At 65.0% G+C, this 14,176-nt stretch carries 12 protein-coding genes, 1 tRNA gene and 2 pseudogenes; 9 read left to right on the top strand and 6 right to left on the bottom strand.

Translation table 11 applies throughout. The features are described from left to right. From IWX65_RS08940 to IWX65_RS08930, 3 genes are all read left to right on the top strand, one after another. On the top strand, positions 1-387 hold the full coding sequence (locus IWX65_RS08940) for a DUF779 domain-containing protein (protein WP_196882200.1): 387 nt from the start codon (positions 1-3) through the stop codon (positions 385-387). Positions 388-652: 265 nt separating this feature from the next. After that, complete coding sequence (locus tag IWX65_RS08935; protein ID WP_196882199.1) at positions 653-1,282, top strand: TetR/AcrR family transcriptional regulator; 630 nt, start codon at positions 653-655, stop codon at positions 1,280-1,282. 40 nt (positions 1,283-1,322) lie between these two features. Next, complete coding sequence (locus tag IWX65_RS08930) at positions 1,323-3,863, top strand: MMPL family transporter (protein ID WP_196882198.1); 2,541 nt, start codon at positions 1,323-1,325, stop codon at positions 3,861-3,863. A gap of 84 nt (positions 3,864-3,947) precedes the next feature. Here the strand turns inward: IWX65_RS08930 and IWX65_RS08925 are convergent, their stop codons facing one another. After that, positions 3,948-5,000: a zinc-dependent alcohol dehydrogenase family protein gene (locus IWX65_RS08925; protein ID WP_196882197.1), complete on the bottom strand. Its 1,053-nt coding sequence runs from the start codon at positions 4,998-5,000 to the stop codon at positions 3,948-3,950. Positions 5,001-5,463: 463 nt separating this feature from the next. Between IWX65_RS08925 and IWX65_RS08920 the strand changes: the two genes are divergently transcribed. Then, entirely contained in the window at positions 5,464-6,099 is a 636-nt protein-coding gene (locus IWX65_RS08920) for a GNAT family N-acetyltransferase (protein WP_196882196.1), read from the top strand. 127 nt (positions 6,100-6,226) lie between these two features. Here the strand turns inward: IWX65_RS08920 and IWX65_RS08915 are convergent, their stop codons facing one another. Together IWX65_RS08915 and IWX65_RS08910 are read right to left on the bottom strand one after the other, a co-directional pair. After that, complete coding sequence (locus IWX65_RS08915) at positions 6,227-7,708, bottom strand: catalase (protein ID WP_196882195.1); 1,482 nt, start codon at positions 7,706-7,708, stop codon at positions 6,227-6,229. After that, entirely contained in the window at positions 7,698-8,210 is a 513-nt protein-coding gene (locus tag IWX65_RS08910; RefSeq protein WP_196882194.1) for a Fur family transcriptional regulator, read from the bottom strand. Before IWX65_RS08910 ends, IWX65_RS08915 begins: the two co-directional genes overlap by 11 nt. Positions 8,211-8,297: 87 nt before the next feature. Here IWX65_RS08910 and IWX65_RS08905 point away from each other — a divergent pair, with 87 nt between their 5' ends. The 3 genes from IWX65_RS08905 to htpX all read left to right on the top strand — a co-directional run bounded on the left by IWX65_RS08905 (position 8,298) and on the right by htpX (position 11,341). Beyond that, positions 8,298-9,002: an esterase/lipase family protein gene (locus IWX65_RS08905; protein ID WP_334683764.1), complete on the top strand. Its 705-nt coding sequence runs from the start codon at positions 8,298-8,300 to the stop codon at positions 9,000-9,002. 62 nt (positions 9,003-9,064) lie between these two features. After that, a complete protein-coding gene (locus IWX65_RS08900; protein ID WP_196882192.1) occupies positions 9,065-10,348 on the top strand; it encodes an MFS transporter in 1,284 nt (427 codons plus the stop codon). Positions 10,349-10,468: 120 nt separating this feature from the next. Then, entirely contained in the window at positions 10,469-11,341 is an 873-nt protein-coding gene (gene htpX / locus IWX65_RS08895) for a zinc metalloprotease HtpX (protein ID WP_196882190.1), read from the top strand. A 65-nt stretch (positions 11,342-11,406) separates the two neighbouring features. On the opposite strand, the gene IWX65_RS08890 is transcribed toward htpX, so the two are convergent. Next, positions 11,407-11,895, bottom strand: a complete 489-nt coding sequence (locus IWX65_RS08890; protein WP_196822939.1) for a YajQ family cyclic di-GMP-binding protein — start codon at positions 11,893-11,895, stop codon at positions 11,407-11,409. 288 nt (positions 11,896-12,183) lie between these two features. Here IWX65_RS08890 and IWX65_RS08885 point away from each other — a divergent pair. Then, positions 12,184-12,265: transfer RNA gene (locus IWX65_RS08885), tRNA-Tyr, on the top strand. Between the two features lie 85 nt (positions 12,266-12,350). Here the strand turns inward: IWX65_RS08885 and IWX65_RS08880 are convergent. Next, a pseudogene (locus tag IWX65_RS08880) lies at positions 12,351-12,521 on the bottom strand (tyrosine-type recombinase/integrase); the annotation flags it as partial. Here IWX65_RS08880 and IWX65_RS08875 point away from each other — a divergent pair. Continuing rightward, a pseudogene (locus IWX65_RS08875) lies at positions 12,515-12,712 on the top strand (aldehyde dehydrogenase family protein); the annotation flags it as partial. The pseudogenes IWX65_RS08880 and IWX65_RS08875 overlap by 7 nt on opposite strands. Before the next feature lie 278 nt (positions 12,713-12,990). Here IWX65_RS08875 and IWX65_RS08870 read toward each other — a convergent pair. Then, positions 12,991-13,911, bottom strand: coding sequence for a LysR family transcriptional regulator (locus IWX65_RS08870; RefSeq protein ID WP_196882186.1), 921 nt, complete (start codon positions 13,909-13,911; stop codon positions 12,991-12,993). Positions 13,912-14,176: the final 265 nt, after the last annotated feature.

Below are 14,176 nucleotides of genomic sequence, written 5' to 3'. Positions count from 1 at the left end.
GTGACAGTAGAAGCCTCGGTGGTCCTGCCGGGCGAGACCTTTTCCCGGGTGGCCCTGAGCGGGTCCGCCGTCGAGCTCCTGCAGAAACTGTGGGGCATCCACGGTCCACTGATGTTCCATCAGTCCGGCGGTTGCTGCGACGGTTCCTCGCCCATGTGCTATCCGGCGGGAGAGTTCATCACCGCGGAAGCCGACATCCTGCTCGGGGTGCTCGATATCTCCGACGACGGCAGCCAGACGATCGATTTCTGGATGTCCCGGGAACAGTTCGAGTACTGGAAGCACACGCACCTGACGGTCGACGTCGTGCAGGGGCGGGGCAGCGGCTTCTCGGTGGAGGCGCCGGAGGGCAAGCGGTTCCTCATCCGGTCACGGTTGATGGACTAGCTGCGCCGGGGAAGGGCGGGGTCGTCACCCGCCCTTTTCCGTGTCCTGCCGGTCGACTCCTGCCGGCTGCCACAGCTGGATGCCGTTGCCTTCGGGGTCTTCGAGGCTCGCGAACGTTCCATTGGGATCCGTGGCCGGATCGACCGCGACCGGTATGCCCGCCTAGCAGCGGCCGGTCCCGGGAGGGGCGGGTCGCCTCCGTTCCCGGTGATCATTTGACGGCAAAAATTGCACGCTGTGCAATTTGTGAACTAACCTGACGTCTGTGGAGACGATAGCCGAGACGACAGAGCCCCCGGGGCGCCGCGCGCAGAACAAGATCGACACCCGGAGGGCGATTGCCGATGCAGCATTCGCCCTGGCACGCCGGGAGGGCCCGGGGTCGTTCACCGTCGACCAGATCGCGGCCTCCGCAGGGGTGTCGCGCCGCACTTTCTTCAACTACTTCCACAGTGCAGAGGAAGCCCTCAACGTCCGGATGGAGTCCTTCCTCGAACTGGCCATCGGCATCTTCGCCGAACAGCCCGCCGGGCTCCCGCTGCTCGACACGATGATTGCGGCATTCGGGGCCACCACCCAGGTACAGCATCTGGGGACGCACGGCGAGCTGTTCCGCATGGCGGCCGACAATCCGGAGCTGCTCCGGGCGCAGCTCCACTCCTGGGAGCGCGCCGAAACCCGAATAGTCCAGGCCGTCGAAGAGCGCCTCGGGCCCGGCGTATCCCACCTGTACGTCACCGCGCTCGTCGGCTCGGTGCTCTCCTGCACCAAGGCAGCCATGCAGGACTGGGCCGGGGAAAGCCCCGAACCCGACGACGCCTCCGGTGCGGACCTCGAAGCCCGGATAGTCCGCGCCCTGTCCCTGCTCCGCGACGGCTTCGCACACCCCGCCTGACACATCCTCCGTTTCCAGCACCAACCCGCAAGGACCCATCATGGCATTTCTGCTCTACCGGCTCGGCAAGTTCGCCTACCGCAGGCGGTGGTGGGTGGTGTCGGCCTGGCTGGTGATCATCCTCGCCGTGGGCGGGGCCGCCGTCGCCTTTTCCGGAACCCTGACCAACAACTTCTCCATTCCCGGAACCGAATCGCAGCGTATCTCCGACCGCTTGAGGGAGGAACTTCCCGAGGCCGTGGGAGGCACGGGCACGGTGGTCTTCACCTCCGACGACGGCGCGTTCACTGCCGACCAGGCGTCCGCCGTCCAGGCGGCGCTCGCCGAGGTGGCCGCGCTCGACGGCGTCCGCTCCATCGTGGATCCCTTCGACGTCGCGGCGCAGGTAGAGAGCGGCAGCGCTGAACTGCAGGCGGGCCGGTCGGAGCTCGACGCCGGCGGACAGGAACTCTCCGGCAGTGAAGCGCAGCTGGAGCAGGGCCAGGAGCAGCTTGACGCGCAGCGGGAAGCATTCGAACAGGGGCGGGCCTTCCTCCCACCGGAGCAGGCCCAGGCCACCGAGGAGCAAATCGCAGCTGCACAGGCACAGCTCGACGCCGGCAGGGCCGAACTCGAGGACGGTCGCGCGCAGCTCGAGGAGGGCCTTGCGTCCCTGGAGCTCGGGGAGCGCACGCTCGAGGCGACGTCGGGCATCCGCCTCGTCTCGGAGGACAACACTGCGGCTGTAGCGAGCGTGCAGTTCGAGGAGCAGATCAATGCCGTGACGCCGGAACTCCGCGAGGAAGTGCAGGTAACGGCCGAGTCGGTTGCGGACGCCGGAGTCTCGGTGGATTTCAGCAAGGATATCGTCGAGGACGTCTCGGAGATCTTTGGGCCTGCGGAGATCGTGGGCCTCCTCGTCGCCGCGATCGTGCTGGTGCTGATGCTCGGCACCCTGATCGCTGCCGGGCTGCCGCTGGTCATGGCCGTAGTGGGCGTGGGGGTGGGCGTCGGTATCACCTTCGCCCTGTCCGGGCTCATCGAGATGAACAGCATTTCCCCGGTGCTCGCACTCATGCTCGGCCTCGCCGTGGGAATCGATTACTCCCTGTTCATCGTCAACCGCCACCGGACGCAGCTGCTGCACGGCATGGATCTGCAGGAATCGATCGGCAAGGCCACAGGTACCGCCGGGAACGCCGTGCTGTTCGCGGGACTCACCGTGGTGGTGGCGCTGGCGGCACTCGCGGTGCCGGGCCTGCCGTTCCTCACCGTCATGGGTCTCTCCGCAGCCGGCACCGTCGCGGTGTCGGTCCTGGTGGCACTGACCCTGACACCAGCGCTCCTGGCCTTCCTCGGCACGAGGCTCATCTCGAAGCGGCGCTGGGCGAAGAACGAGGTCGAATCGGCCGCAGGTACGCCGGAAACGCTCCAGCAGGCCGCCGACCAGCGTGCCGCCGTCGGCCGCGGCTGGGGCGGTATCGTCACGCGGAAACCGGTGCTCACGCTGATCGCCGGCATCGTGCTGCTCGGCGTCATCGCGGTGCCGGCTGCACAGCTCCGCGTCGGACTGCCCGACGGCGGCACCGAGTCTGCCGATTCCACCGCCTTCCAGGCCTACAGCACCGTCGGGGAGAAGTTCGGCGAGGGAACCAACGGTCCGCTGATCGTCGTCGGATCCTTGCCCGAAACAACCGGCAAAGCCGAACTGACCGAGCTGCAGCTGCAGGTCAATGACCGTCTGACGGCAATTCCCGACGTGGCGGCGTCCATCCCGGCCACCGTGAGCGAGAACGGCAGGACCGCCATATTCCAGGTGATCCCCGAGGAGGGCCCGGCCAGTGAGACCACGGAGAACCTCGTGCGCGACCTGAGGGATTCCTCAGCGGACATCGAAGCCGAAACCGGGGTGACCATCGCCGTGACAGGGCAGACGGCGGCGAACATCGATGTCTCCGCGAAACTCATGGAGGCCATGCCGCTGTACCTGGGGATCGTCGTCGGCCTGTCACTGATACTGCTCCTGCTGGTCTTCCGCTCCATCCTGGTGCCGCTGATCGCGACCGCCGGTTTCCTGCTCTCGCTGCTGGCGAGCTTCGGCGCAACGGTGGCGATCTACCAGTGGGGCTGGCTCGGGGGATTCTTCGGCGTGACGAATCCGGGGCCCATCCTCAGCTTCCTGCCCATCATCCTGATCGGCGTGCTGTTCGGGCTGGCCATGGATTACCAGATGTTTTTGGTATCGGGGATGCGGGAGGCCTTCGTGCACGGTGACGATCCGCGGGCTGCCGTGCGCATCGGCTTCAGCCACGGCGCGCGCGTGGTCACGGCCGCGGCAATCATCATGGTCGCGGTCTTCACGGGTTTCGTGTTCTCCCACCTGACGATGGTCCGGCCCATCGGCTTCGGTCTGGCGTTCGGAGTGCTGCTCGACGCCTTCGTGGTGCGGATGACACTCGTCCCGGCGGCCATGTACCTGCTCGGCAGGAGGGCGTGGTGGCTGCCGGCCTGGCTCGGGCGGATCCTGCCCGACGTCGACGTCGAGGGCGCCAGGCTCACCCGTAGCGAAAGTAAGCCGGAAGAAGTGCTGGTCCGGACCTGACCCCCCGCTGATCAAGCACCTATGGCTGGTATCTCCCGCCGGAAGCCGCCACAAGTGCTTGATCAGCGGGGGTGGGGTGGCGCGTCACTTGGAACGGGGCACGACGTCTATCACGGTCACGCCCGCCGGATTACGTCCCGAGGCCATCAACAGAAGTGCCTCGGGTGTCTCATCCAGGGTGATCCTGCGCTCGATCAGGATTTCGGGGCGGAGCGCTCCCGAGGCTACCAGCGCAAGGAGGGCAGGATAATCCCGGGCCGGCATCCCGTGGCTCCCCAGTACCGTCAACTCCCTGGCGATCACCGCCGACATGGGCATCACCGGGTCGGAGGAGAACAATCCGATCTGGACATGCCGGCCTCGCGGCAGCAGGGAGAGGATGCCCGCCGTTGCCGTCTCTGCGAGCCCGAGTGCGTCGACTGACACGTTTACGCCCTGCGGGACCAGCTCCCCGATCGAGCCCAGGAGTGCCTCCCGGCTCATCCCGGACGAGTTGATGGTCCGCGCAGCTCCGACTCGGCGCGCCCGCTCGAGGGTGGCATCGTCGACGTCGACGGCGGTGACGGTGGCTCCAAGCGCGACGCCGATCATCACTGCGCTCAGGCCCACGCCTCCGCAGCCGATCACCAGCAGGGATTCGCCCGGCTGCACCCGCGCCTGGTGGGCGAGGCCGCGGTAGGCCGTGGCGAACCGGCATCCGAGGAGCGCAGCTGCTCCGCTGTCGAGTTCCGCGGGTACGGGGATGAGGTTGTTGTCGGCGTCGTGGAGGGCTACAAGCTCGGCATAGGAACCCCAGTGGGTGAAGCCGGGCTGCGTCTGGTTCCGGCACACCTGGCCATTGCCCGAGCTGCATTCGGGACACCGCCCGCATGCGCAGACGAACGGTACGGTGACGCGCTGCCCTGCAGAGAAACGCTGCACCGCCGGGCCGACCGCATCGATGATTCCCACCAGCTCATGGCCGGGAACGTGCGGGAGGGCGATTCCGGCGTCGTGTCCCAGCCAGCCGTGGACGTCGCTCCGGCACAGTCCCGTCGTCTCGACACGCACGACGACGCCGCCCGGGGTGGGCACCGGGTCCGCTACATCGCGGAGCACCGGCCGCTGGGAAAACCTGTCGAAATGGACTGCGCGCACTGGTTCCTCCGGGGGAATCCGACGATTCTGCCTTCCGCGCCATGCGGCGGTCAGCTTCCAGCGAGGGTATCAGGGGAGGAACCGGGGGAGGTGCACAGCACCGGAGCTACGTGTAGCAAGGCCGGGCAAAGTACGCATTGTCATCTTTCTTCCCCAGCAGAAGCCGTGGATACGCTTCTATGCCGGGTACCCGCTGACGGGTCCTGGTGGCTGAAGGATCGGCACTCTCTGCGTCAATGACGACAGGCCGCGCGGGTCTTCCAAGGAAGACGAACTCCGATCACGCACCCTGGCCGGCCTTGTCCCAGCAGGAGATTGCCGGCTGAAAAATGGGGAGAATCCGCTGGTGCATGGGCGGTGGGAGAATAGTCAGCCTACTGGGTTTCTCTTTCAATCCGGTTGAACTATGCTTTCGGAACCGGCCTAGCAGAGGGCCATGGAAACCACCAGCGTGGAGTAGACCATGGAAAATGTTCCCCTAGTACTTGACCGTCTTCACTCGCCTGTTGTGCAGCAGAGCCCGCCGCCCTTCGTTGCACCGTCAGGCCCCGGTTCCAGCATCGATCCGCAACTCGATGAAACGGGCTTTCCGGTCGACCTCACGGTCGTTCCCACCCGCCAGCTCCGTGTGCTCTGCAACCAGGTCTATCGACTCCTGGACCGCGATTACCCCCCGATGGAATCCAGGGAGCAGTACGAGTCCCTCGTCGAAGAACTCGAACGCCGGGAAACCATCGCCGAGACCCGCGTGGTGCCGCCCGACCCACGTGGAACTTTCCGCGACAACCCGCTGTTCTCCCGCTTCGAACTTTTCCAGAACGGAAGGATGGCCGGGTACGTCAAGTATGAAATGCACGGCGGAGACGTGCTGCTCCTCCAGGCCGTTGTGGATCCACGGTTCCACCGGGCTGAGGTGGAGCCGCTTCTGATCCAGCATGTCCTTCTCAACGCGCACCGCCGCCGACTTGCCGTCGCACCGTACTGCCCTCAGGTCCGGGAGTTCCTGACCGAGAATCCGCATTACCTCGCACTCCTCCCGACCCGGCAGCGACACCGCGTGGAACTCCTCATCGCAGATGCCGAGTTGCACGAAGTCTGAGTCCTACCGCTATACGCAAGAGACGCAGGGCGGGCCCGAAGGCCCGCCCTGCGTCTCTTCGTGCTGATGCCGCGGATGCGGTCGAGCGCGGCGTCGTCAGCCGCGGTGCAGTTCGATACGGCGCCGTCTAGTACAGCGCGGCTTCGGACTCCGAGACGGAGGCGGTACCGAGGTTCGCACGGAGCTTGGCGCCGAGCGTTTCATCGACGTTCGTCCAGTACGCGATGGCCCTTTCACGGATGTCGCCGCTGACGACGCCACCTACAGCCCCGGTGATCGTCTCGAGGAAACGGGCGCGTTCGGCGTCGTCGAAGACCTCACGGTACAGCGTGCCGGCCTGGCCGAAGTCGTCGTCCTCGGCGTGCAGCGAGTGTGCAGCATAGACGAGGTCGCCGTCGTTCTCCCAGCCGCCGTGTGCACCGTACTGTGCGGGATCAGCGGCGGGACCATTCACCGAATTCGGAGCGTAGACCGGGGTCGACGCAGCGTTGAAGTGGTACCTGCCGGCGCCGTCCTTCGAGTAGTTGCGGACCTCGTTCTTCGGCATGTTCACGGGCAGCTGCGCGTGATTGGTGCCCACGCGGTAGCGGTGGGCGTCTGCGTAGGAGAAGATACGTGCCTGCAGCATGCGGTCGGGGCTTGCCGCGATGCCCGGAACGAAGTTCGACGGCGCGAACGTGGCCTGTTCGATCTGCGAGAAGTAGTTCTCGGGGTTCCGATTCAGGGTGAGCTTGCCGACCGGGATCAGCGGGTAGTCGGCCTGCGGCCACACCTTGGTGAGGTCGAAGGGATTGAACCGGTAGTCCTTGGCGGCGTGGTAGGGCATGATCTGGACCTTGAGGTCCCAGCTGGGGTGGTTGCCCTTCGCGATGTTCTCGGCGAGGTCGCGGAGATGGTGGTCGGCGTCCGAGCCGGCGAGCGCTTCGGCCTCGTCGACAGAAAGTACTTCGTGGCCCTGGCTGGACTTGAAGTGGTACTTCACCCAGAACTTGTCGCCGGCCTCGTTGATCCACATGTAGGTGTGGGATCCGTAGCCGTTCATGGTGCGCCAGGAGTTGGGCAGGCCGCGGTCTCCCATGAGCCAGGTGACCTGGTGTGCGGATTCGGGGCTGAGCGTCCAGAAATCCCACTGCATGTCGGCGTCGCGCAGGTTGGTGCCGGGAAGGCGCTTCTGTGAGTGGATGAAGTCGGGGAACTTGATGCCGTCACGGATGAAGAACACCGGGGTGTTGTTGCCCACGAGGTCGTAGTTGCCTTCGGCGGTGTAGAACTTCAGCGCGAAGCCGCGGGGGTCGCGCCAGGTGTCGGGGGAGCCCTGCTCGCCCGCAACCGAGGAGAAGCGCAGTAGCGTCTCGGTGGTCGTGCCCTGCTGGAAGAGGGCCGCCTTGGTGAACATGCTGACGTCCTCGGTGGTCTCGAAGACGCCGAATGCGCCGCCACCCTTGGCGTGGACAACGCGCTCGGGGATCCGCTCGCGGTTGAACTGCGCCAGCTTCTCGATGAGGTAGTGGTCGGTCAGCGGAATGGCTCCGTCACGGCCGACGGCCGAGGAATTGCCGTCATCGATGACCGGCGCCCCGGACTGCGTCGTGCTGAAATTAGCGTTCATGTTGCTCCTTCTGGAATGGATCTGAGATTTGGTCGATGGGGTGTGCAGGGGTGGCGCGGCAGTCGTCGCAGAGGCCCTGGTACATCACTTCCGCGATCCGGATGGTCATCCGCTTGGAGCCAGGGGCCCAGGAGGGAGTCAGGCAGGGGGCATGGCCCACTGCGCAGTCGACGTCCTCGATGCGTCCGCACCCCGTGCACACGGCGTGATGGTGGTTGTCATTCACCCGCGTCTCGTAGCGTGCGGGGGAGTGCGGCGTTTCGATGCGGCGTAGCAGACCCGCGTCGGTCAGGTCCGCGAGGACCACATAGACGGACTGCACGGTGATGTGCGGCAGTTCGGCGCGCACGGCGGCCGCGGCGTCGTCGGCGGTCGCGTGCGGGGAACGTTCGACGGCGGCGAGGACTGCCAGCCTCTGGCGGGTGACACGCCTCCCCAGTGAATGCAGCGCGCTCGACCACTGGGCCTCGAGGGCCTCGGAGTGGTGCGCTGCTTTGGTCATGACCCGAGTCAACCACTTATTCCGAACAATTCATAATAAGGCGCGGAAAGGTCCCCCGAACCGGAAGAATGTCGGTACGGTGAGAGGGTGAACCTCGGAAAGCGCGGCTGGGCCTGGGCGCTCGACTATGCCTATGTTGGTTTTTGGCAGATGCATGGGTTTCTTTTCCGGGCGGACCCCGCACGGTACCTGCATCCCGACGCGAGCAAGGCGCAGGCGGACAAGCTGCCGGTCCTGCTCATACCGGGGATCTACGAGACCTGGCAGTTCCTGCGTCCGATCGCGGATCATCTGCACAAGGCGGGCCACCCCATCCACGTGGTGCGGAAGCTCGGCTACAACCTCGGGACCGTCGAGGACATGGCGGTCCTCGTGGGCCGGTATCTCGAGCAGCAGGGCCTCGAGAACGTGGTGGTCGTCGCGCACAGCAAAGGCGGGTTGATCGGGAAATTCCTGATGACCATGCCGCACCAGGCGGGCCGAGTGAACCGCATGGTCACCGTGAACACCCCCTTCTCCGGCTCCATCTATGCAAACTTCTTCGTGCTCCCGAGCATCCGGGCCTTCGCCCCGGGTAACCGCACCCTCCAGCTTCTGCGCGAGAACATCGAAAGCAATGCCCGCATCACCTCGATCTACGGCAAGTTCGATCCGCACATCCCCGGCGGCAGCTATCTGGAGGGTGCCCGGAATATACAGCTCGAGACAATGGGGCATTTCCGGCCCATCGCCGACCCCCGGGTGCTGAAGGAAATCGACACGGCGATTGCCGCGGAAGAGCGGGGAACCTGAGGGGCACCACCCCTTGATGAAGTTGTTGCCGCCGCGAACGAAAGTCCGGATACACTTTCCCGGTGCCCAGACTCCTCGCCGACCTCACGCCCCTTCGGGAGAGCCCGGCATTTCGGCGGCTCTACATCGGCACGGCGCTTTCGGCGATCGGCACCCAGCTCACCCTGATCGCCGTCAGCCTCCAGGTCTACTCGTTGACGGAATCAACGTTGAGCGTCGGGCTGCTCAGCCTCTTCGCCCTCGTGCCGCTCGTGATTGCCGGTCTCTATGGCGGGGCCATCGCTGACGCGCAGGACCGCCGGAAGGTGGCGCTCGCATCGGGCATCGCGCTGTGGGGGACGTCGATGGGAATCGCCGCGCAGGCCTGGCTCGGCCTCGACAACGTCTGGCTGCTGTACTGCCTCATCGCCCTGCACTCGGGCGCCGCAGGCATCAACCAGCCGACCCGCAGTTCGATCATTCCGCGGCTTGTCCGGCCCGAGCTCCTCCCGGCAGCGAATGCGCTCAGCATGATCACCTTCGGTCTCGCCTTCACCATCGGTCCGCTGCTTGCGGGCGTGCTGGTGGCGCAGGTGGGCTACGCCTGGACGTATACGGTCGACGTCGTCACGTTCTCCTTCGCGCTGTGGGCGGTGTACCGGCTGCCGCCCATGCCGCCGGAGGGACCCACCCGGCGGGCAGGGCTGGCGACGGTCCTCGAGGGTTTCCGCTTCCTCGGGACCCGGCCGAACATCCGGATGACGTTCATCGTGGACCTCGCCGCCATGATCCTGGCGCAGCCGCGCGTGCTGTTGCCTGCAGTGGGGGCAGTGCTGATCGGCGGCGGGGAGCTGACGGTCGGCATCCTGTTCGCCTCGGCCGCGTTCGGGTCGGTGCTTGCGGGCCTGTTCTCCGGGCCGCTCGGGCGCATCCACAAGCAGGGGCTCGCGGTGATCTGGTCGATCGTCGGCTGGGGCGCCTCGATCAGCGCCTTCGGACTGGTGGTGGTGATGGCGGGCGCCGGGCGGGCTCCGGTGGGGGAGGGGGAGCTTTCCGTCTGGGTTCTCCCGGCCGCCCTGTGCCTGGTCCTTGCGGGGATCGCCGATTCGATCAGCAGCGTCTTCCGCCACACCATCCTGCAGTCAGCGACCCCCGACGCCATGCGCGGCCGCCTGCAGGGAGTGTTCATCGTGGTGGTCGCGGGAGGCCCGCGGGTGGGCGACGTCGTGGCCGGCGGGAACGCGGCCTGGCTCGGCGAGGGGTGGACCGCCGTCGTCGGCGGACTTGCCTGCATCGTGCTGGTGCTGGCTCTCTCGCGCTGGCAGCCGCGCTTCGCCCGGTACGATTCGCGCCGGCCGGAGGCCTGAAACTACCAGCCGGCGCCAAGCCCCGGCCCGTAGAATCTGGAGAACAGCGTGCCTCGCGGTCGCGTTGAGCCAGTACGTCCCGGTTGGATCCGGGAGCCGTCATCCGAAGGAGTTGCTGCAGTGCACAATCATCTCAACGGTGCCAAGACGGCGTTGTTGTTCGGCGCCCTCATGGGGATCTTCCTGCTGTTCGGCGCCGTCATCGCCGGCGCCACGGGTAGTTCGGCCTTTCTCTGGATCTTCGCCCTGATCGGGGTGGGATCCGTCGCGTACAGCTACTGGAACAGCGACAAGATCGCCATCCGGAGCATGAAGGCCGTCGAGGTCAGCGAGCAGCAGGCGCCCGCCATGTACCGCATCGTGCGGGAGCTCAGCGCCCGGGCCGACAAGCCGATGCCGCGACTGTACGTGTCACCCACGATGGCACCCAACGCTTTCGCAACGGGCCGCAATCCCGAGCACGCCGCAGTCTGCTGTACGCAGGGAATCCTCCAGTTGCTCGACGAGCGGGAACTCCGCGGCGTCCTGGGGCACGAACTCATGCACGTCTACAATCGGGACATCCTCACCGGCTCCATCGCGGCTGCCGTAGCCGGCGTGATCACGTCGGTGGCTCAGATGTTCGCGTTCGCCGGCCTCTTCGGCGGCCGGAACCAGGGCGGCAACCCCATCGCCGCCCTGCTGCTGGCCTTCCTCGCCCCGGTCGCCGCGGGCCTGATCCAGATGGCGATCGGGCGCACCCGCGAATACGATGCCGACGAGGACGGCGCCAAGCTCACCAACGATCCGCTGGCCCTCGCCTCGGCGCTGGGCAAGCTCGCGTCGGGCACCCAGCGTGCGCCGCTTCCGCAGGAGCAGCGCCTCGTCAACACCTCGCACCTGATGATCGCCAACCCCTTCAAGGGCAGCGACGTCAACAAGCTCTTCGCGAGCCATCCGCCGATGGACCAGCGCATCGCGCGCCTCGAAGCGATGGCCGGGCGGCGGAACTGACCTCCAACGACGACGGCGGCCCCACCTGTGGAAGGTGGGGCCGCCGTCGTCGTTACTGGTGCTGGTCAGCGCATGTTGACGAACTGCAGATCGGCCTCGTCGAAGTTCTTCAGCAGGGCCATGGTGGCCTGGAGATCGTCGCGTGACTTGGAGCTGACGCGCAACTCGTCGCCCTGGATCTGGGACTTCACGCCCTTGGGACCCTCGTCCCGGATGAGCTTGTTGATCTTCTTGGCGATGTCCTGCTCGATGCCCTCCTTGATGGAGGTCTCCAGCCGGAATTCCTTGCCCGAGGCGTAGGGCTCGCCGGTGTCGAGGGACTTCAACGAGATGCCGCGCTTGATCATCTTCGACTGCAGTACGTCAAGGACGGCGAGGACGCGCTCCTCGGAGTTGGCCTTCATCAGGATCTTCTCGCCGCTGAAATCGACCTCAGCGCCTACACCCTTGAAGTCGTAGCGTTGCACGATCTCCTTCTGCGCCTGGTTCAACGCGTTGGCCACCTCCTGCTTGTCCACTTTGCTCACGACGTCGAACGTGGATTCGCTTGCCACGGTGCCTCCTTGAAGTTGGTTCGATTCCTTGTTCAAGCCTACTTGGTTGCACCATCGGACGCCTTCTCGAGGTGTGCCCATCCTCTTCCCGCTAGTCCTTCCACCCAGCGGGCAACCCCCTCCGGAGGATGCCCGGCCGCCTCCACACCGAGCGCGCAGCAATGGCGTCCTGGAGGCACTACCGGCCGGAAGTACTGCGCACCGGATGCCGATTCGTGTCTGGGGCGAATCTTTTGTAAAGTTGTCTTGCCCGCGCTTGCTGCGGGTGGTCTTCGCTTGAAGACGTTCGGCAGATTACCCGAGCGGCCAAAGGGGGCTGACTGTAAATCAGCTGGCAACGCCTACGGGGGTTCGAATCCCTCATCTGCCACAGGCGACTAGGGCCCTTACTTCCGTGCAAACACTGGGAGTAGGGGCCTTTAGTTTTGCCCGGATAAGCTTCGTGCCCACACTTGCTACTGAACAACGTGATCAAGTGCGTCTGCAACGGCGGTCAGATCGTCTTCAAACAGGTCCGCATAGATGTCTAGGGTCATAGCCGCTGAGCTGTGCCCGAGCATCCTTTGCACCGCTTTGACGTTCGCGCCGGCCAATACGGCGAAGCTCGCAGCGGTATGGCGACCTGAACCTGGGCCTCCGGATGGGCGAGCAGCTCGAAACCGGCATGCTCGGCCTGAACGCCGGCGTCATCTCCAACGCCGCTGCGCCTTTCGGCGGTATCAAGCAATCAGGACTAGGCCGAGAAGGCGGAAGCGAAGGCATCGAGGAATACCTCTACACCCAATACATCGGCATCGCCTGCCCCTACGCCAACTAGCTACCGGGGGTGCCCCTCGTCGACGTTTCTGACGCAGGGGCACTCAAGAGTGACACCAAGTGCCCCTGCACGGTGATGGGTTGCCGCGAAAAACTCTCACCGGGTATGGAGCCATCTGATCTACGAGTTCCGCGAAGGGACAATGGTTTTCCCCGATCCTCCACCGCAACACCATTCTCCGGTCCAAACCGCCACCAAAAATCCCATATGGAACCTGATGCAGCTGACCCACCCGCTGGCTCGGGGTCAGCGCAAAGGGAAAGTTTGCAGGGCGCAGCTCACTGGCTCGGGCACAACAGCGGCGGAGTTGGGTTCGCGAGCATCAAATCCACTATTGCCTTGGCTTGGTTCGTCAGTGGGCGCCCCAAATACCAATTCACGTAGACCTCGCGTACGGCCGCTTCATGATCAATTCTGCGGAAGACCACATTGTGTTTCCTTGAGACCGCCACAGGCAGCTCCGTGGTGAGACCGACGCCTGCGCCGCTTTCGACCAGCGCCAGAAGTGACTGCGGGTGCTGCACTTGATGGGCTACCTCGGGATAGCCGCCGAGGTCGCGCCAGAGCGGATGGCTGAGAAGCGTATCAGGCCGGAATCGGCCCGTCATGATGATTCGGGCATGCAGAATCTGCTGGGGGTCCAGCGGTTTCTCAGGGCTCTCAGCCCATTTGTGTGTGGGTGGAATCACAACTAGGAAGTTCTCCCGCCACAAGAGCTCCGAGGCAAAGTGCCGGCGCGACAGCAGCGGTTCGGTCTGCCGGAGGAAGACGTCAAACCTGCCAGACTCTGCAGCGCTTTCCATCTCTCCACCGGCCATTTCATCCAGCAGAACGTCGATCTTCGAGTGTTCCTGACGGGCGAGTCCCAGCAAATGGGGAAGATAGCCCGCCGATGCACTCGGGTAGGTGCCAACGGCCACGACACCGTGAGACTGCGGCTTGCCGTATCTTCGCGCATGTTGCAACCCGACGTCGACTTCCCCCAGGATCAGGCGCGCGTGGCGAATGAAGCTGGCACCCACCGGCGTGAGCTGCACCGGTCGTGTTCGTCGATTTATCAGCTGTAGGTCGAGCTCCGCCTCGAGTTCCTTGATATGCCCGGTGACGGTCGGCTGGGACAGTCCAAGCTCCTGCCCGGCCTGCAGGAAAGATCCATAATCGACGATCGCCACGAGAGACTCCAGCCAGCGCAGTTCCATCCCTAGCTCTCCTTTGCATTGATATTTCTGATACTAATCATCAAGTTTATTGTCTTGTGCGATACTGCAGCACCTGTCAAGCTTTCACAATCGAAGGTGATCAAGGACACGTCACGAGCGTCCCCGAGGCACTGACTGCGGTTGCTTGGCTCACCTGTAGGACCCACAATCAAGGTTACGTCCCGCTGAGTGGTGGAGTTTTCTCGACACCGTGCGGGTCAGTTCTTTGATTATGCTGCAGTGAGTTCTGGGAGCAAAACTGTTT

The sequence above is a fragment of the Arthrobacter sp. CAN_A214 genome, from assembly GCF_015751955.1.
GTDB lineage: Bacteria > Actinomycetota > Actinomycetes > Actinomycetales > Micrococcaceae > Arthrobacter_D.
This window is presented reverse-complemented; position numbering and strand designations above follow the sequence as displayed.

Coding starts and splice junctions, on each gene's coding strand:
- IWX65_RS08920 (WP_196882196.1), top strand. CDS start 5,464: ATGGAAAATGTTCCCCTAGTACTTGACCGTCTTCACTCGCCTGTTGTG.
- IWX65_RS08870 (WP_196882186.1), bottom strand. CDS start 13,911: ATGGAACTGCGCTGGCTGGAGTCTCTCGTGGCGATCGTCGATTATGGA.
- IWX65_RS08930 (WP_196882198.1), top strand. CDS start 1,323: ATGGCATTTCTGCTCTACCGGCTCGGCAAGTTCGCCTACCGCAGGCGG.
- IWX65_RS08910 (WP_196882194.1), bottom strand. CDS start 8,210: ATGACCAAAGCAGCGCACCACTCCGAGGCCCTCGAGGCCCAGTGGTCG.
- IWX65_RS08915 (WP_196882195.1), bottom strand. CDS start 7,708: ATGAACGCTAATTTCAGCACGACGCAGTCCGGGGCGCCGGTCATCGAT.